Below are 18391 nucleotides of genomic sequence, written 5' to 3'. Positions count from 1 at the left end.
ATTCACTACTCGGTATACTTTTGACAATGAAAGCCCAGCCCCCGCCGACACGTGATCGTATTCTTCAGGCCGCTGCGAAGCTGTTTTATCATGACGGCATCCGGGCCGTCAGCGTCGATGCGATCGCCGAGAAAGCAGGCGTGACCAAGCGCACCCTTTACTATCACTTTAGAAGCAAGGACGATCTCATCGCAGCCCATCTGGAAGCGCGTGATCAGCCGAATCTTGCTTTGTTCAAACGCTGGTTCGAGGAAACGGAAGGCAACGTGGCCACGAAAGTCGCCGGCCTCTTTCGCCAGCTTGCCCGCTCTGCGCGCAATGGAAAATGGAAAGGCTGCGGCTTTCTGCGCACGTCGGTCGAGCTGGTCAACCTTCCCGGCCATCCGGCCTTGGTTGCGGCGCGCACCCACAAGAAGCATGTCGAAGACTGGCTCTCATCAATTTTCCTGGACGCCGGAGCCGGAACTGATGCCTTGCCGCTTGCTCGACAAATCATGCTGCTTCTTGATGGCTCGTTTACGATCGTCCTGCTTCATCGCGATCCAAGCTATATGGAGACCGCGGCAGACGCTGCGGCGCGGCTTATCGATGAGCGTTTAACAAACGCAAGAATGCCTTAGCGCGGCGGTCCCGGGCCGAAAATGTCCCCAAGAATGGCCATTGTTGCTGCGGGCATGGCATGTATCAGTAGGTGCAGGTTTTTCTCAAATAGACAGAGACGGGAAAATGGGGTTCTGGGAGTTGTTTACCGGAAAGACGTATCCGGCGAAGGGTGTGCCGCGCCGATCGGTCGACGCGCTTCGCGACGCCTTGCTCTCGGTCAATCATGACTCCGCACCCTTCCTCGTTCGCGATGGTGCGGCAGAGGGCGTGGACCTGGTTGCGGAGTGGAAAATCGTCGATGCGCAATGGTACGAATTCTTTGCCAAGGCCGGCCTCGAACGGGTCTTCAAGGTGCTGATGCGCTTTGACGAGGCCAAGGGAGAAGTCCGCTCCGTGGACCAGGAATGGTCCGTCGCGTGGCGCGCAGGCATCCCGACAATTGCGCTGGCGGCATCCGCCTTTCGTGGTCAAACCGCGGAGAAGAGCTTCGGGAAGTCCTATGGCTTCCGGGAGGACGGCTCCTTCGGCGCGATCTATGACTATGCATTCGACACATCAGTGATCAAGAAACCGCTGCGGAAGGCCGCATTGGACGCCGGCTGGATCTGGCGAAGTGTGGCCTTCGCCAAACTTTAGGAACGAGGCTCCGTCTAGCCTTGATGCATCGGTTCGCCCTGCAAGCCTTCTGGCGATTGTGATCGAGGGTCTGCGTCCACCGAAAGCCGTTCAGCCGATGGGATCAGTACATTCGTGTTGCACCGTGATCGCCATCCACCCCCGATTGCGTCCCCTACGCGAAAGCAGGGGTTTATTAAGCTGTCGCGCTCAAACTGCTGACTTATGCGGCGCATTCTGCTCTTGGACATCGACCCATTCGCATCGACAGCGTCGTCGAAATGGCGCTCATATCCGCGTAGATGAGCTGCGTGGCCGCAAACGGATGGAAAACCCCGGTCGCCCACGCCGGCCCGCCGCTGGGCATTTAGAATAGTTTCATTTCCGCGGCGCGATGCCGTAAGGGCCTTGTAAAAAGGGAACTTCGAGTTTGACTCGCTCCAGGGAACCGTGGCTACCCGATCAGGATAGTGCCGTATCCTCGCAACTGTCGGCGGATGCCCGATCCTCGGCAACTATCCTCGCCATGGACGGCGAGATCCTGGCTGCCAGTGACGGCCTGAGCGATCTGCTAGGACTTCCCTCATCATCGCTTGCGGGACGCAATATCCGCGATTTCCTGGAGGTACAGGATACCGGCGCCTTCGAAACGCAGTTCCTGGCAGCGATCGCAGCTCCAGACCGGAGCCAAAGGGTCCAGCTCCGCTTGCGCGCCGACGGCGGCATGTCCAAGCCTGTCGCGGTCGCTTTGATGGCCGAACACGATGGCACGCTGGCCTCGGCGATCGTCTCCGCTGCGTTCACGGAAGCTGGCGTCGCGAACGACCGAGACGGCGAACAGCCAGGCACGGACAATCGCGCCAGCCTCGCCCTGGTGGCTGCCAAGACCGCTATTTGGGATCACGATCTCGAAAGCCAGGAGACATTCTATTCGGACATGTGGCGGCAGATCAGAGGGCTCGCCATCGACGACCCAGTTCCTCGAACCATGGACGAACTATTGGAATTCGTTCATCCGGACGACAGGCAAACCGTGCTCGATCGCATTCACCAGCAACGACAGCCGAACCTGAACCCCACAATCTTCCAGTATCGCTACCGGCATCGGCTCGGGCACTGGATCTGGATCGAATGTCGCGGCAGTTGCATCAAGTGGGATCGGCACAATCATCCGCTTAGGGTTCTGGGCACCGACAATGATATCACGGCCAGGAAAGCCTGGGAGGAATCACTGGATCGCATGTCACGGCGTCTGAAGCTGGCGCTGGAGGCCTCGAAGATCGGCGTCTTCGAGGCGGACTTTGATCGGGGAACGGCGGAGTGGGACGACGGCATGTTCCGCCTCTATCACCTCGAATCGCAGGAGACCGTGAAAATCGGCGGACTGTGGGAATCGATGCTTCATCCCGATGACATGGAGCGTGTCTTCAGGAATGTCGATCATCATGTCGCCAACCTCATTCCATTTTCGGACGAATACCGGGTGATTTTAAACGACGGCAAGGAGCATTTCATCCGAACCAGAACATTGCCCTTCATCGACAGCGATGGCCATCGCAAGATGATCGGCGCCAACTGGGATGTGACCGCGGACCTCGCCCTTCAGCGCGATTTGGCGCAGGCTAAGACCCTCGCTGAAGCGCGCAATCAGGAGCTCGAGGCCGCCAGGAAGCAAATCGAATATGTGGCTCTCCATGACGCGTTGACGGGGCTTCCGAACCGTCGCTTCATGGATCGGATGATCCTGGAAATCGAGGCTGAGTGCAAGTCGAGCGGCTCCGGCCTTGCACTTCTCCATATCGATCTCGATCGCTTCAAGCAGATCAACGACATATATGGACACCATGCCGGCGATGCGTTGCTGCAGCATGTCGCCAAGCTTCTGAAGGAAAGCGTTCTCGAAAGCGATTTTGTCGCCCGCATCGGCGGTGACGAGTTTCTGGCGATCGTCGGCTACGACGGATCGACCGAAGAACTGCGGGTGACCGCCGAGCGCATGATACAGAACATGCGTCAGCCTGTTGTCGTCAACGGCATCGAATGCCGGTCAAGCGCAAGCATCGGCATAGCCCACGAAAGAGGGAAGAATGTCGATGTCGGCCAAATGCTTCTCGACGCCGATATCGCGCTCTATCAGGCCAAGGCGCAGGGGCGCAGCCGCTACCAGTTCTATTCCGCCAATTCGCGCAGCCGCTTTGCGAACGCACAACAGACGACGGAAGACATTCTCATCGCCCTGGAACGGGGCGAGTTCGTGCCCTTCTACCAACTGCAATTCGACGCAAAGACGCTCGCGATCGCCGGCGTCGAGGCGCTGGCCCGCTGGCAGCACCCTTCGCGCGGGCTGCTGACACCGGACAAATTTCTGCCGATCGCCGAAGACCTGAATATCGTCAGCGAGATCGATCATCTCATCTATCGAAAGGCGATCTCGGATCTCGATATCTGGAAGGCGGAAGGGCTGAACATCCCCAAATGCTCGGTAAATGTCTCCTCTCGGCGGTTGCGCGACCCTAACCTCAAGCAACTATTGGATATCCAGCCGGAGAAGGCACGATGGTTCTCGTTCGAACTGCTGGAGTCGATTTTTCTCGACGATCTGGACGAACAAATTGCTGAAAATCTGGCTCATCTCCGCCAGCTCGGCATCAGCATCGAGATCGACGACTTCGGCACCGGCCACGCCTCGATCATGGGCCTGCTTCGCCTGCGCCCGAGCGCATTGAAGATCGACCGTCAATTGACCAAGACCCTGGACACGTCAGCAGAACAGCGCGAACTGGTCGGCTCGATCATCAGCATGGGGCATTCGCTCGGCGTCAAGTCCATTGCCGAGGGCGTGGAGACCGAACGGCACGCCGAGGTCCTGCGCGACCTTGGCTGTGATACGCTGCAAGGCTTCGGTTTGGCGATACCCATGTCGTGTTCGGACCTGATCGAATTCGTCAGCCGCTTGGTCGCCAGCAGATCGGACGTACGGCATGATCACGCTAACTCCCCGGAAGCCAGACGGGCAAAAAAGACCGGTCTCCACCGCATGGGGCGCGGCGGAGGCAAGCGCGATCAGTGATATTTCAAGCGTTCCCGGCCGAGGATAGCGGAAGCGTCGACCCCCGCAATGGGCTGGGAGAGATCGCCCGAAATGTCACCGGCGAGCTGCAGGTCGAGATAGCGTGCGCAGCAGACGCGCAGGAACGACGTGAAATTGCCGAGGTCGTGGCCGGCATCGATCGATTCGTGATGCAGCCTGGTAATCAGCTGCACGACATTCATGCCGTCACGCCGGGCGATTTCTTCCAGTTTCGACCAGAAGAAATTTTCCAACCGCACGCTGGTTACCATGCCGTCTATGCGCAGAGAACGCGTCGTGCTTTCCCAGAGTTTGGCGTCAGCCTTGATGAACAATTCGCACATGGATGCCTCCCCGCTCAGCCTCAGGCTGCGTTGGCTTTCGACAGGGCGCCGGCATCGAGGACAGCCATGAACTGGCGCAGCCACGACGGATGCGCCGGCCAGGCGGGCGCGGTGACGAGATTGCCATCGGCAACGGCATCATTGATGGCGATATCGGCATAGATGCCGCCGGCAAGCTCGACTTCGGGACGGCAAGCGGGATAGGCCGAGCATGTGCGCCCTTTGAGAACGCCGGCCGCCGCCAGCAATTGCGCACCGTGGCAAATGGCTGCAACGGGCTTGCCCGCCTCGAAGAAGTGCTGCACGGCCTTGATGACTTCTGGGTTCAGGCGCAGATATTCCGGTGCGCGGCCGCCGGGTACGACAAGCGCGTCGTAATCTTCGGCGCGGATGCTGGCGAAGGTGGCGTTCAGCGCAAAATTATGGCCGCGCTTTTCGGAGTAGGTCTGATCACCTTCGAAATCATGGATCGCGGTTGCCACCGTCTCGCCGGCATTCTTGCCCGGGCAGACCGCGTGCACCGTATAGCCGCAGGCAAGCAGCGTCTGGAACGGCACCATGGTCTCGTAGTCCTCGGTGAAGTCACCGGTGATCATCAGAATCTTTGCTGCTGGCATTGTCTTCCTCCCTGAAAACCAATGGAACGACTTTAGCAAAGGACCGCGCCGCGTGGGTATTAGGCCAATACTACAAACATCCCAAGGATGCTTTATCCGGCGGGCCGGCGACCAATATCCGGAAGCGCGCAGGCCTCGCCGCCGCCGAAGAGGCGGGAGCGGGTGAGAAACCGTTTCTCCCGTCCATTGTCGAGGGAAAACATGCCGCCACGGCCGGGCACGACATCGATGATGAGCTGTGTATGCTTCCAGGCCTCGAACTGGCTGCCGCTGATATAGACTGGCACGCCGCCGATCTCGCCGAGCTTGACGTCGTTGTCGCCGATCATGAAGTCATCCGTCGGATAGCACATGGGCGAGGAGCCATCGCAACAGCCTCCGGACTGATGGAAAAGGATATTGGGATGATCCTTCTGGATTTCCCGGATGAGGTCGAGCGCCTTGTCCGTCGCCAGAACCCTTGGCTCTGTGCCTATGTCATCCATGTTGATCTCCCATCGTGGTGATTGAAATGCACGAAAGCCCCCAGCTTCCGCTGGGAGCCTCGTTGGCTTCTTTGGGAGGTCTCAGAAGAAACCGAGCGCCTTGGGGCTGTAGCTCACCAGCATATTCTTGGTCTGCTGGTAGTGATCGAGCATCATCTTGTGCGTCTCGCGCCCGATACCGGACTGCTTGTAGCCGCCGAAGGCCGCATGCGCCGGATAGGCATGGTAGCAATTGGTCCAGACGCGACCCGCCTGGATCTCGCGGCCGAAGCGATAGGCGCGGTTGCCGTCGCGGGTCCACACGCCGGCGCCAAGGCCATAGAGCGTATCATTGGCGATTTCGAGCGCTTCCTTCTCATCCTTGAAGGTCGTCACCGACACGACCGGGCCGAAGATCTCCTCCTGGAACACACGCATCTTGTTGTGGCCCTTGAAGATGGTCGGCTTGATATAGTAGCCGCTCGACAATTCCCCGCCGAGATCGGCGCGCACTCCGCCCGTCAGGACTTCAGCACCTTCCTGCCTGCCGATGTCGAAATAGGAGAGAATCTTCTCCATCTGCTCGCTGGAGGCCTGGGCACCGATCATCGTTGCGGAATCGAGCGGATTGCCCTGCTTGATCGCTTCGACGCGCTTGATGGCCTTCTCCATGAAGCGGTCATAGACCGATTCCTGGATGAGCGCGCGGCTCGGGCATGTGCAGACCTCGCCCTGGTTGAGGGCAAACATGGCGAAGCCTTCGAGCGCCTTGTCGAAGAAATCATCGTCCTCCGCCGCAACGTCGGCGAAGAAGATGTTCGGCGACTTGCCACCCAACTCGAGCGTGACGGGGATGAGGTTCTGGCTGGCATATTGCATGATCAGCCGGCCGGTCGTGGTCTCGCCGGTGAATGCAATCTTGGCGACGCGCGGGCTGGTGGCAAGCGGCTTGCCGGCCTCCAGACCGAAACCGTTGACGATATTGAGAACGCCGGGCGGCAGGAGATCGCCCACCACCTCGGCCCAGACCAGCAGCGAGGCCGGCGTCTGTTCGGCGGGCTTGATGACGACGCAATTGCCCGCGGCAAGCGCCGGCGCAAGCTTCCAGGCCGCCATCAGGATCGGGAAGTTCCACGGAATGATCTGCCCGACGACGCCAAGAGGCTCATGGAAGTGATAGGCGACCGTGTCGTGGTCGATCTCGCCGATCGAACCTTCCTGCGCACGGATGCAGGAGGCGAAATAGCGGAAGTGATCGATGGCAAGCGGAATGTCGGCGGCCATGGTTTCGCGGATCGGCTTGCCGTTGTCCCAGCTTTCGGCCTGCGCCAGCACCTCCAGCTTATCTTCCATGCGCTGGGCGATCTTCATCAGGATGTTGGAGCGCTCAGCGGCGGAAGTCCTGCCCCATTTGTCCTTTGCCGCATGGGCGGCATCGAGCGCGGCATTGATGTCCTTTTCGTCGGAGCGCGGAATTTCGCAGATCTTGCCGCCGGTGATCGGCGTGAGGTTATCGAAGTATCTGCCACCGATCGGCTCGCGCCAAGCGCCGCCGATATAGTTGCCATATTTCAGTTTGAACGGAGATTCGACGATCTTCTGATGTAGCATGCCATCCTCCCTTGGTCGGCAGGTCCGGTAGATGGACCCGATGGGAGGAACCTGCGCCCATATGCGCCAAGGCGAAACCACCGCCCAGCGATGCCGCAGCGCACAGTGTCGCAACTCTGCGACATCTGCAGCGCGCAAATGCGCATCGCGGGGGCATCAGTGCAGATTGAGCCGGTTCATCTTTCGATGCAGGGTCGAGCGGCTCATGCCAAGCGCCAAAGCAGCCTGCGACACATTGCCGTTGGCGCGGAAAAGGGCTCGCAGCAGGGCGGCGCGCTCGGCTTCCAGCAGGTCTTCGCCCGCTTCCCCTTGCTGCTCGCTCAATACATCGCAGGCGGGAATTCCGGCGGCGATACGACGATCGTCCAGCTTCAATGCGAGGCGGGCGGCTTTCGTCGCGCCGAGCACGAGATCATTGCGGTCGACCGCCAGAAGCGCCGAGGTGGAAGCCGTATCCGTCGGAACCATGACGAAGCGGGCGCCGGCAAAGGCGCTCCTGAACAGATTGAGTTCGATACGCAACGCCGCGTCGCGAACAGTTTGCGACAGGATTGCCAATGTCGCATCGTTGACGTCGTCGCGGCGGGTGGAAATGTCGAGCGCGCCAGCCAACTGACCGCGATGATCCCGGATCGGCGCGGTCGTGCAACTCAAGTCGATGTTGGAGCAAAAGAAGTGCTGATCGCGGAAAATCGCCACGGCCCGCTCGTCGGCAAGCGCAGTGCCGATGCCGTTCGTGCCGATACTTGCTTCCGTCCAGACCGAGCCGGTCCAGAGACCAAGATCGCGAAACTCCTTGTCGTCGCCGGCTGCGCCGCGGCGATCCAGCGCTATACCGTCCCGGTCGGTCAACAGCAGGCAGCATCCAGCTTTGCCGACAGCCAGAAAGAGGCGATCCAGTTCATTGGAAGCTTCCGCGATCAGTCGCTCCGAGCGCTCCACGGCAGTCGCGAATTCCTGCCCTGTCAGACTTACCGGCAAACGTTTCTCTTCCGGCGCGAGACGGTGCATCATCATGCATCGGCGCCAGGAAGCAACGACCGAAGAACTGGCCGCGGCCGACTGCGCTGACGCGTATACCTGGTCCGCATGCGCGGAATATTCGTGCATCTGGCTCCTCCCACCGAACGCAACATCGATTGTCGCTAAAAAAACACGGTAACGCAATCCTCCACTGGTTCTTTTACCGTCCGCCAGCTGCGCGCTCTGCCACCCTCTTGACGACGAAGCCCCTTTCGGCCTCGCGGTGGCCGACCTTTCATGCAGGATCACCCGGATACTGAGCGCCATTGCCCGATAATCCCCCTCGAGCGTCGGATTTCGGGTGCTCCGATCCGCCGTGTCATGCGCAGGCAATCTCGAGGCCCCTAACATCAGTCATGCACTATAGCCGCCCCTTTCAGGCGGTTGTCAGCGTGCTGTTGTAGCGATGACGAAGTGAGAAAGCGGAGTTTGAGGCGCAACTTCATGAGTGCCAGTTTCATCAGTAAGCGTGTTGCCTGTGATGGCAAGCTGGACTTCCGCGCGCGGGCCTACAGGGTTCTGACCCCATGAAGAAAACCCTCGCAACGGCTACCGACACCTGTCGCGCACGCTGCATCAATGGCCTTCGACGATTCTTCGCAGCACCGACGCTCACCCCCCCTGCAAATCGAGCGTTTCTCGAACGTCCGATCGTGATCATCTCCATCTTCCTTGCCCTGTCTTTGCTGGTCATGATGACCGCCGACTACCCCTTGGGCGTCTGGATGAAATCATTTCCGGAGCAGCTTCGTGGAACGGCGAAATGGATCAGCAGCTTCGGCACCGGCCTCCTGGTTCTTTCGTTCAGCGGTGCTCTGCTAATATTCGCTATCCTCGCGCCCGCCCACAAATTGAGGAAATCGGCACGAACAGGCGCCGATCTTGTTGCCACCGCCGCGGCATTCGTCTTCTTATCGGTAGCAGGCGGCGGCCTTGTCGACTCGCTTGCCAAGAACATCATCGGCCGGGCTCGGCCGGAGCTGCTGCAGACGAACGGCGCATTTTATTTTCGACCCGTCGCCTTCCACGCGGACTTCGCGTCCTTTCCGTCCGGACACTCCGCGACAGCGGGCGCCATGGCGATGTCGTTGGCACTCGTCTTTCCGCGCCTGCGTCCCATATTCATGCCGGCCGGCATACTGATCTGCCTGTCGCGTCAATGGGTCGGCGCCCATTGGGCGAGCGACACCTTGATGGGCTGGGGCGTCGGAATAGCCTTCGCCTTGTGGCTGGCCCACGCTTTTGCCCGCCGCCGGTTGCTCTTCACCTATGGCTCCGATGGCCGCCTGTGCCCGGGAGAGCGGTATAAAACAGTCCTCATGACCCTGCGCGCGCTCCTGCGGCGCAGGCCGGTAGCCGCGAAAGAAGAAGCAACCTCCGTACCGGCGACGGCATGCCCATCACAGTCAAACCTCGCCTCCCACACCTTGGAAATCCGATCCTGAGCCGGCGGTGAGCGCCGACACATCGGCCCCCTACGGAGAAATGCAAATATCGGACATGGGCAGCGACGGATTTACCGATCTCCGCCGTTTAAGCGCTGAAGGGACAACAACTAAGTTCTTTGGGAATAGAGGCTACATCATGAGAAAGATTACTTTATTGGCCCTGGCGGCCGCAGCTTGCTTTGCCGCCGTTGCACCGGCCGAAGCCCGTGACGGATGCGGTATCGGCTTCCATCGCGGCCCTTACGGCGCATGTCGCCCCAATCGCGGGCCGGTTGTCGTCGTGCCCGCCGGCCCACGCTATGGCGCCTTCTATCCGGGACGCGGCTATTGGGATGGGCGCCGCTACTGGATGCACCGCGAGCGGTGGCATGGCGGATGGCGCTATCGCTAAATAGATCCTGCAAGATTAGCGTGGCCCAACCCGGAAAGTAGGGCCACGCGGCCTTAAATGACAAGGCATGGGGGCATCCAAGCCACCCCTGGTCTTATGGCACGAGCAGTAGTTTTCCTGTCGTTTTGCGGCTTTCCATGTCCTCATGCGCACGGCGCGCATCCGCCAATGAATAGACGCCGCCTATGTTGACCCGCAGCTTGCCGTGCTCGATCCATTCGAAGAGGCGGGAAGAGCGGGCAAGAAGAAGCTCTGGCGTATGAACGTGATCGAAGAAGGTGGCGTAGCCGATCTTGATGCTGCGCGGCAAGCTCATGATATCCAAGGGGCCTGGGCCGCCAAGAACTGGCCCGAACCAGCAGAATGTCCCCGCCCGCCTCAGGGAATCGAGCGATCCTTGAAATGTCTTCGGGCCGGAGCCGTCATAGACGACATGGACTCCCTCCCCTCCGGTGATGCGCATCACCGTATCGGCGAATTTGCCTTCCGTATCTACGATCACATGGTCGGCACCCACGGATTTTGCGATACTGCTTTTGTCTTCGCTGGAGACGCGGCCGATCACCTGCCCTCCGCGCAGCTTGATGATCTGCGTCAGCAGCAAACCGACGCCGCCGGCAGCGGCGTGAACGAGCGCGATATCGCCTTGTCGCACGGGATAGAAGTCGGTCGCGAAATGGCTGGCGGTCAGCCCCTGCATCATGACGGCCGCCGCCGTCCGGTCGTCGATGGCTGCCGGTATCGGTACCAGCGCGCGCTCAGGAATGGCGATGCGTTCGGCATAGCTTCCCGGCGCATAGACCCAGGCAACGCGATCGCCGACCTGAAAGCTTTTGACACCCGCGCCAATGGCCAAAACATGACCTGCCCCCTCGACGCCAAGCGGCTTGGGATTGGGCATATCGGTCCAGGCCATGCCCTGTCGCACGCCAATATCCATGAAATTTACACCGGCCACATGCACCTGCACCAAGACTTCTCCCTCGCCGGGAACGGGATCCGGTCCGTCCACATGTTGCAGGACGTTCGAGCCGCCAACTGCGGTCATGACGATCGATTTCATCTTCATCTCCTTATTTGAACAATCATTCCAAAACTGGGCAAAAAAATTCCTTATCGCAGGCCCCGAAGCGCAAGGCGGGCAAGGGCGAGCAAACTATCGCCTCCGACCCCAGCTCGGGCAGCCAGACGGATCGCGGCGATGTTGGACGTCAAGAACTGCGCGGCCTGCTCGGGGTCGATGTCCCCGGCAATGCTGCCTTCGCTCTGCGCCTCACGTACACGCTCGATGACCGCTGCATGCAACCTGCGGCCGGCGGCTTCGTGAATCGTCGTCAACTCAGGCTGGCTTGTCCCAAATTCGCAGATCGAACCGACACCGAGACAGGCCTCGGAGGCCGTCGCCACGACGCGCGCCAGCAGGGCATCGATGCCGTCTATAGACTGTGGTCCCGTTTTAAGCGCAGTAAGGTGCGCCTCAGTCTCCTGTGCCGCATAGCGGCGCACCGCTTCGAGATAGAGGCGCCACTTGTCGCCGAAAGTGTCGTAGAGGCTTTGCCGCCCGATATGAAGGGCTTCCACAAGCATGGTGGCTGAGGTCGCTGCATAGCCTTTGTCGCGGAAGACCGAAATCGCCGCATCCAGAGCCGCCAGTTCATCGAATTCCTTTGGTCTTGCCATGAGCGGTACATAGTAATTATTGAATGATCAGTCAAGAATAATATTGTTTCCGTAAAGCCTGTCTTCTGAACGCATGACGATACGCCTCTCGCGTTTGGAAACACCCGACCGTTGCAAGCGACATCACAACCTTTTGTAGGTTCTGGCGGCGAGCGTGGAAGGCTTGCAATTGACGTATCGTCGACGAAAGGACAAAGCTGCCGCTAAAGCAGGCTTTGGAAGACACCGATGCACGCATGAGCGAGAGCAATACCATCGAACATCAAGGCCCCATCATCGTCTTCGATGCCATGTGTGTCCTTTGCTCGGCCAACGCCCAGTTCGTGCTGCGCCACGACCGCATCGGCCGCTTTCGCCTCGCCTCCATGCAGAACGAGACGGGAGCCAGGCTCTATCGGCTGTGCGGCATCGATCCCGCCAATCCGGATAGTTTGATCATCGTGGACGGCGAGAAGGTGTTGCGGGACAGCGACGCGGTGCTTTCCATCTATGCCGGCCTCGGCTGGCCCTGGAAAGCGCTCGCCCTGCTGAGCGTCGTGCCCCGGATGCTGCGCGATCCAGCCTATCGCTGGCTCGCCCGCAATCGCTACCGCTTTTTCGGCAAGCGGGAGACTTGCTGGCTGCCGACGCTGGAGCAGGCAGACCGTATCCTTTAAACAAGGTTCTCGTTTTTGGTCGGTATGGCGGGTTCGGCTCGCGCCTGTCGCGACAGCTGGCCGGTGACGGTTTCGAGGAGCGCCCTATCCTCTCTTCAATTCCTCTTCCGCCCCCATCGCAAACGCCGCCACCGTTCTGTTGCGCCCGCTCAGCTTTGCCTGGAGCAAGGCGCCATCAGCACGATTGATCAACGTCGTCGTCGGCCCTGAAACAGGAGACGAGGCTATGCCGACCGAGATGGAAAGAGGCCCGACGATGCGTCCGCGATAGGAGAAGGGTGTGGTGAACACACTGGTGCGCAGTTTCTCGGCGAGCCCGAAGCCTTCCTCGTCCGCAATATCGGTGGCGATCACCGTCAGTTCCTCTCCGCCGAACCGGTAAGCCGTGCCGGCGGCGCCGACCGTATCGGAGACGATCTGCGCGACATGGCGCAATACCTCATCCCCGGCATCATGACCGAATTCGTCGTTGAAGCGCTTGAAGTGATCGATGTCGATCATGATGCAGACGACCGTGCGGGCGGACTTATCCCTGTGAAGATTGTTCAGCGCCTCGTCGAGAGACCGCCGATTGAACAGGCCGGTCAGGGCGTCGCGCACGGCAAGGCTCATCAGCTTGTCGCGCAGCCGCAGGTTGGCGATGGCAAGGCCGATATTCTCGGCGATCAGTTCAAGATAGAGCCGCGGCGCGTCGGCGGCGGTTGCATCCTTCGAGCGGTCTTCGAAATAGAGGAGCCCGATCGCCTCGCCGAGCGCCGTCAAGGGAACGCAGAGCCCCGGCACACCGGAATCATCCAGATGCTGACAGGGAATATCGTTGTCCGCGACATGGCTCACATGCGGCCGTCCGCGGCGCAGCCCCCAGCAAGCAGCCGCCGGGAAGGAGGGTTGGGTATGGGCGGGATCCAGCCATCGGCTGACCTCGGCGAGCGCGGTCCGGCTTTCGTTCATCGTGTAGAGGCATCCGGCGATCCCCGGAAAGATTTGCGGCACGAAAAGGGCGACGACTTCCGCCAGTTCGTTCTGGGCGTAGCAGGCCTGAAGACGGTGCATCATCTGCAGGATGAGATCCTTGGTCCGCTGGTCCTGCTTGCGCTCGTCATCGAGCCGATTGCGCTCCAGGCCGTTCTCGCGGAAGATCTGGATGGCGTCGTTCATCTCCCCGATCTCGTCGCGCCGGCGATCGGGCGGCACTTCGAAGGTAAAATCCTGCTTGGCAAGCCGGTTGACGATTCCCGTCATCCTCATCAGCGGAATGGCGACGCGGCGCCGCAGCACGAAATAGAGCACGGCGAGGAACACCGCAGCGGTCAACGCCAGAATCACCTTGGCGATATCGGCCCAGAGGTCACTGCGTGCTTGAGCATTGCGCATCGCCGCCTCCGTGCGGGCGGTTGCCAGCGCGCGGAACTGAGTGACAGCGTCGAGGAGCGCCGTCTGCACACGCTCGTGTTCCGGTCCGAACAGAGTGTCGCGTGCACCGGTCTGGTTGCCCCCACGGTAGAAGGCCACCGCAGCTTCCTCTATCTTATCAAGTGCTTCAGCGTTGACCGCAACCTGCTCCACGACCTGAAGCTCACGATCGGGAACACCGAGCCCACGCAATGTGCCGACGGTGGCATCGCGACGGCGCTCCTCACCCTCGTCGACAGTGAAGGCATCAAGATGCCTGGCCTCGCCGCGCATGACATAGAGACGCGCCTCGTCCGTCGTCTCCTCCGCGCCCAAGGCAAGTTCTTCTCCGAGGCTGTTCAGCAACAGATGTTGCTCGATGGCTTGCCTTTCCTGGGTGGCGCTTCGAGCCGACAGAATGAAAGCCGCGGCGGACAGCACGGTCAGGACCACGGTAATGCCGTAGGCCCAATTCGTAATTGTCGTGATTCTCATATGCCGGCTTCCTTTGCAGTTAGCTCTCGCGGCCTTAAACTATTCTTTTTCGGAGCTTTAGCTATGGCATTTGCTTATTAAGATAAAGCTTGAATGAACTGCTGAAAGAGCCCGCTGGAGCGCATTGATCAGGGAGCGATGCGGTCGCCAGTCCCCAAGCGCTCAACCACCATCATGAAAAACAGCGTACATAGGTGATTGCGTAGGGCTGACGGGAATCCTGGCTCCGGCTATTAGGTCGGTTCCAAGACTCCCGGCTGTCGTCAGGGGTGAACACGACAGCGCGGTCACCAAATCGAGTTTCGGATTTGCAATCCATCTACTGAGCAAAAGCTGGAAAACACAAATTTAAGCTCCACAAGCGACTGCTTCATTTCGAGGCACTCGCCGCGTGATCAGGAAACCGATCAGCCGCAACAAGATTGTCTGCTGATAGACTTAGGCTGCCAGGACCAACCCAACCGTGCAATTCCTGAATAGCTCCTTGAGCTCTGCACAGATTCTGCAAATACGCGCGCCATCCTCGCGCCATGAACAACGCACCCGAAGAAACCGTCGCTCCACCCGTCCGCCTGCCCCATAGCCTTCTCAAGGAAGGCTGGTGGCTGGTGGAAGATCCTCAGCCTCAAACCGACCTCCCGGCTCGGACACCAAGGGTCATACCCTTTATCGCTGCGGGGCGAACCGTAGGGGGCCTATACGCATGAGTGCCTCGGATATACCGGCGCAGCCGGCTAACCCCACACGTAACGTCAGCCGCAAGCTCTTGATACTGATCGTTCTCGTAGCACTCGCCGACCTCCTCCTCTTCGGCAGAGAGCCGGGCCTCAACTTTTTCCTCTTCGTCAATGCCATCGCCGCGGGCGTGCTGCTTTGTTCGAGAAAGCCACAGTCTCTTCCAAAGGCTACAGGGCTTCCGGCTCTCGCTTTTGTCCTGTCGGCGCCGCTTCTCGAGACCACATCCTGGATGGGCATCGCTCTCAGCTTGCTCGGCATCACATGCGTCTCGCTTGCCGCCACGGGACTTTTTCCACGAAGACTGGTCCGTTTGCCGGTCGTGCTGTTCCGCTTTCTTCTGGACCTGCCGCTGCGGCCGTTCCGCCGAGCGACCTACGGTCGTCTCCGGCACTCCCGAAGGCCGACGCCGGAGACGATCTGGCATCATCTTCGCGGCTGGATCATGCCGCTCAGCTTTACAGCCGGATTCGTCGCCCTCTTCGCAATGGCCAATCCGCTGATCGACAAGGTACTACGCAGCTTCGATCTTGCGTATTTTCTGCAATTTCTGGATGCCTGGCGCATCGGCTTCTGGCTCATCGTCGCCGCCTTCGTATCTGTCTTGCTTCGCCCGCGCCTCAAACGCCTCGCTCGGCGTCGCCCAGATCAGGCCTCCGATGCCGTCAAACCCGAGAGCGCGTTTTTTGGACATGCGGCCTTGCTGCGCTCGCTCTTTGTGTTCAACGCACTGTTTGCAATGCAGTCTCTGCTGGATCTCACCTATCTCTGGGGCGGAGTAAATCTGCCTGACGGTATAAGCCACGCCGAATATGCGCATCGCGGCGCCTATCCATTGATGGTGACGGCACTTCTGGCCGCGGCCTTCGTGCTCGCCGCCATGCGCCGCGACGGGCCAGGTAACAGGAGCGCCCTTGTTCGCGGCCTCGTGCATCTGTGGATCGCGCAAAACATCTTGCTCTGCTTCTCCTCCATCCTCAGACTCGATCTCTACGTCGAATCCTACTCGCTGACGGAGCTGCGGGTCGCGGCCGGCATCTGGATGGGTCTCGTCGCCATGGGTCTCTTTCTCATCCTCCTGCGTATCCTGCTGCAGCGCTCCAACGAATGGTTGGTCGCGCTCAGCCTGGCGACGCTGGTTGTGACGCTCTACGCCATTGCCCTTGTCGACATTCCCGCCTTCATCGCCCGCTTCAATGTCGCCCACAGCAGCGAGGTGGCAGGCGAAGGTATGCCGCTCGATATCGATTATCTGTCGACGCTTGGGCCATCCGCAATACCTGCGCTCGATACTTATCTGGCATCGCTACCCGCCGAAGCGGAACGAGCCGCTCCTGCGAGCAAGGTCCGGAGCGCACTTGTAGTGGACGAATGGCAGCGATCGCGCGACTGGAGAAGCTGGACTTTCCGCGCCGCCCGCCTCGATCGCTATCTTCGCGACCACACAACCCTTGCAAGATGAGGCCGAAACGAAGAAAAACGAGCAAGAGAACCAAAGCAGGCATCGCATGGTCAAGCGTATCCTCGTCGTCGACGATGAACCCAATATTCGCGACGTGATTTGCTTCGCGCTCGATCGCGCCGGCATGGCGACGACAACAGCCCGCAACGGCACAGAGGCCATGATGGCTTTTCATCGTGGCGATCTCGATCTGATCGTGCTCGATGTCGGCATGCCCGAGATGGATGGTCTGGAAGTCTGCCGCCGGATCCGCAGGACATCCAATCTCCCGATCCTGTTCCTCTCGGCGCGCGACGAAGAAATAGACCGCATCCTCGGCCTCGAGATCGGCGGTGACGATTACGTCACCAAACCCTTCAGCCCGCGTGAACTGGTCGCCCGGGTCAAGACCATTCTGAAACGCTCCGGGCATGGCACGGGACCGGACGCCAAGGAAAACTCCATATCCGCCGGCTTGTTGCGCCTCAATCGCGGCGGCCGGACCGCGACCTTCGCCGATACGCCGCTGGCTCTGACGGGTCTTGAATTCGCTATCCTCGACACGCTGCTGTCACGTCCGGAGATCGTCTTCAACCGCGATCAGCTCATGGAGGCAGCTTACGGGGCCGATATCCAGGTTGCCGACCGCACCATAGACAGCCATATCCGCAATATCCGCGCCAAGCTTTCAGCCGCCGGTGGCAAGGGCATCATCGCCACGGTACACGGCATTGGCTTCAAATTGACATCAGGCGTGGAGGGAGGCGCATGATGCGCAGCCCACTGGTGAAGCCGAAGTGGCGGCCGCCGCTCTACCTCATCGTCTATGCCGTGCTTCTAACCGTAATGACGCTCCCTGTGCTGACCGTCATCTGGTTTCGCGCGGTGCGAGCCGCGTCCGGCGCCATGGCACCGGCCGAAATCGCTACTCTGGCCGTCGTTCTGGTCCTGACACTCGTGGTCGCCTATGTGTTGACGCGAACCCTGACGGTGCCCATTAACGCCCTGATCGCACGAACGGAGGAAATCGCCCGCGGCGGCAGAGCCGCTATCCGGCCGCTCGACAATTACGGCACGCGGGAGGTGGCGACACTTTCGCAAAGTTTTCTCGACCTTGCCGGCAAGCTGGTCGATCATTCAGACCACGTCCGCTCCTTCGCAGCGCACGTCTCGCACGAGCTGAAATCACCCCTCACCTCGATCAAGGGTGCTGCGGAGTTGTTGCGCGACGATGACGACGACAATCCGATGAGCCAGGCACAACGCAATCACTTCCTCGCCAATATCATCGCTGACACTGAACGCTTGGACACGCTGTTGTCACGCCTGCGCGATCTGGCGAAGGCCGAACTGCCGTCCGAGCCGGGCCTGACCAACATCGAGGATATCGTCGCCCAGCTGGCCAGAAACTTCCGCCAATTGGCTGTCATCGATGATGGAAATACCGAAAGCGCGATTGCTCTGCCCAGCGAGGTCGCCGGCATCATTTTTGCCAATCTGGCCGAAAATGCCTCTCAAAACGGCGCGACTATACTCGGGATCAAGTCGGCGCCCGACGGGCGTAAGCTGACGATCGAAATTCGCGACAATGGCTCCGGTATTGCCGAAGGCAATCGCGAGCGCATCTTCGAACCGTTCTTTTCGACGCGCCGGGAAGAGGGCGGCACCGGCATGGGCCTTGGCATCGTCCGGGCAATGCTCGCCTCGCATGGCGGCAGCATCGAGTTGCTGGAGAGCGGCGATGACGGCACGACCTTTCAGATTATCCTGCCGCATGTCTCGTAATGCTTGAACGACGCAGATTAA

Annotated in this window: 17 protein-coding genes; 9 read left to right on the top strand and 8 right to left on the bottom strand. The window is 60.0% G+C overall.

What is annotated here, in order from left to right; all coding sequences use genetic code 11:
- The first annotated feature begins 26 nt into the window (after positions 1-26).
- From AB8B29_RS20495 to AB8B29_RS20485, 3 genes are all read left to right on the top strand, one after another.
- Positions 27-620, top strand: a complete 594-nt coding sequence (locus AB8B29_RS20495) for a TetR/AcrR family transcriptional regulator (RefSeq protein WP_037192594.1) — start codon at positions 27-29, stop codon at positions 618-620.
- Between the two features lie 106 nt (positions 621-726).
- Entirely contained in the window at positions 727-1239 is a 513-nt protein-coding gene (locus AB8B29_RS20490; protein WP_037192596.1) for a hypothetical protein, read from the top strand.
- 409 nt (positions 1240-1648) lie between these two features.
- Entirely contained in the window at positions 1649-4288 is a 2640-nt protein-coding gene (locus tag AB8B29_RS20485; protein WP_141694060.1) for a sensor domain-containing protein, read from the top strand.
- Here AB8B29_RS20485 and AB8B29_RS20480 read toward each other — a convergent pair.
- The 5 genes from AB8B29_RS20480 to AB8B29_RS20460 all read right to left on the bottom strand — a co-directional run bounded on the left by AB8B29_RS20480 (position 4282) and on the right by AB8B29_RS20460 (position 8434).
- Positions 4282-4632, bottom strand: a complete 351-nt coding sequence (locus AB8B29_RS20480) for a ribbon-helix-helix domain-containing protein (RefSeq protein ID WP_037192598.1) — start codon at positions 4630-4632, stop codon at positions 4282-4284. The genes AB8B29_RS20485 and AB8B29_RS20480 overlap by 7 nt on opposite strands.
- A 20-nt stretch (positions 4633-4652) precedes the next feature.
- A complete protein-coding gene (locus AB8B29_RS20475) occupies positions 4653-5249 on the bottom strand; it encodes a DJ-1/PfpI family protein (RefSeq protein WP_037192600.1) in 597 nt (198 codons plus the stop codon).
- 92 nt (positions 5250-5341) lie between these two features.
- Positions 5342-5734, bottom strand: coding sequence for a DUF779 domain-containing protein (locus AB8B29_RS20470; RefSeq protein WP_037192602.1), 393 nt, complete (start codon positions 5732-5734; stop codon positions 5342-5344).
- Between the two features lie 81 nt (positions 5735-5815).
- Positions 5816-7324, bottom strand: a complete 1509-nt coding sequence (gene adh / locus AB8B29_RS20465; protein ID WP_037192604.1) for an aldehyde dehydrogenase — start codon at positions 7322-7324, stop codon at positions 5816-5818.
- 156 nt (positions 7325-7480) lie between these two features.
- The gene (locus tag AB8B29_RS20460; RefSeq protein ID WP_037192607.1) at positions 7481-8434 is read right to left on the bottom strand and encodes a GAF domain-containing protein; all 954 of its coding nucleotides are present in this window, start codon (positions 8432-8434) and stop codon (positions 7481-7483) included.
- Between the two features lie 440 nt (positions 8435-8874).
- Between AB8B29_RS20460 and AB8B29_RS20455 the strand changes: the two genes are divergently transcribed.
- Together AB8B29_RS20455 and AB8B29_RS20450 are read left to right on the top strand one after the other, a co-directional pair.
- Positions 8875-9792: a phosphatase PAP2 family protein gene (locus tag AB8B29_RS20455; RefSeq protein ID WP_037192609.1), complete on the top strand. Its 918-nt coding sequence runs from the start codon at positions 8875-8877 to the stop codon at positions 9790-9792.
- Between the two features lie 139 nt (positions 9793-9931).
- Positions 9932-10186: a GCG_CRPN prefix-to-repeats domain-containing protein gene (locus AB8B29_RS20450; protein ID WP_047554547.1), complete on the top strand. Its 255-nt coding sequence runs from the start codon at positions 9932-9934 to the stop codon at positions 10184-10186.
- Between the two features lie 94 nt (positions 10187-10280).
- Here AB8B29_RS20450 and AB8B29_RS20445 read toward each other — a convergent pair whose 3' ends face one another.
- The gene (locus tag AB8B29_RS20445; RefSeq protein WP_037192615.1) at positions 10281-11249 is read right to left on the bottom strand and encodes a quinone oxidoreductase family protein; all 969 of its coding nucleotides are present in this window, start codon (positions 11247-11249) and stop codon (positions 10281-10283) included.
- Positions 11250-11299: 50 nt separating this feature from the next.
- Positions 11300-11866, bottom strand: a complete 567-nt coding sequence (locus AB8B29_RS20440; RefSeq protein ID WP_047638400.1) for a TetR/AcrR family transcriptional regulator — start codon at positions 11864-11866, stop codon at positions 11300-11302.
- A gap of 236 nt (positions 11867-12102) precedes the next feature.
- Here AB8B29_RS20440 and AB8B29_RS20435 point away from each other — a divergent pair, with 236 nt between their 5' ends.
- Entirely contained in the window at positions 12103-12522 is a 420-nt protein-coding gene (locus AB8B29_RS20435; protein WP_439006702.1) for a thiol-disulfide oxidoreductase DCC family protein, read from the top strand.
- A gap of 84 nt (positions 12523-12606) precedes the next feature.
- Here the strand turns inward: AB8B29_RS20435 and AB8B29_RS20430 are convergent, their stop codons facing one another.
- Positions 12607-14409 (bottom strand): diguanylate cyclase, encoded by a 1803-nt coding sequence (locus AB8B29_RS20430; RefSeq protein ID WP_037192620.1) that lies wholly within the window; start codon positions 14407-14409, stop codon positions 12607-12609.
- Positions 14410-15112: 703 nt separating this feature from the next.
- On the opposite strand from AB8B29_RS20430, the gene AB8B29_RS20425 reads away from it, so the two are divergent.
- The 3 genes from AB8B29_RS20425 to AB8B29_RS20415 are packed head-to-tail and all read left to right on the top strand — an operon-like array spanning position 15113 to position 18370.
- Positions 15113-16606: a DUF4153 domain-containing protein gene (locus AB8B29_RS20425; RefSeq protein WP_037192622.1), complete on the top strand. Its 1494-nt coding sequence runs from the start codon at positions 15113-15115 to the stop codon at positions 16604-16606.
- A 46-nt stretch (positions 16607-16652) separates the two neighbouring features.
- The gene (locus AB8B29_RS20420; protein WP_037192624.1) at positions 16653-17357 is read left to right on the top strand and encodes a response regulator; all 705 of its coding nucleotides are present in this window, start codon (positions 16653-16655) and stop codon (positions 17355-17357) included.
- Positions 17357-18370 (top strand): sensor histidine kinase, encoded by a 1014-nt coding sequence (locus AB8B29_RS20415; RefSeq protein ID WP_037193252.1) that lies wholly within the window; start codon positions 17357-17359, stop codon positions 18368-18370. Before AB8B29_RS20420 ends, AB8B29_RS20415 begins: the two co-directional genes overlap by 1 nt.
- The last annotated feature ends 21 nt before the right edge of the window (positions 18371-18391 follow it).

It is taken from the genome of Rhizobium sp. 11_C7_N12_5, from assembly GCF_051811145.1.
In the GTDB taxonomy this organism is placed as follows: domain Bacteria; phylum Pseudomonadota; class Alphaproteobacteria; order Rhizobiales; family Rhizobiaceae; genus Rhizobium; species Rhizobium lusitanum.
Note: the sequence above shows the minus strand (reverse complement) of the source record. Positions and strands in the feature narration are given on the sequence as shown.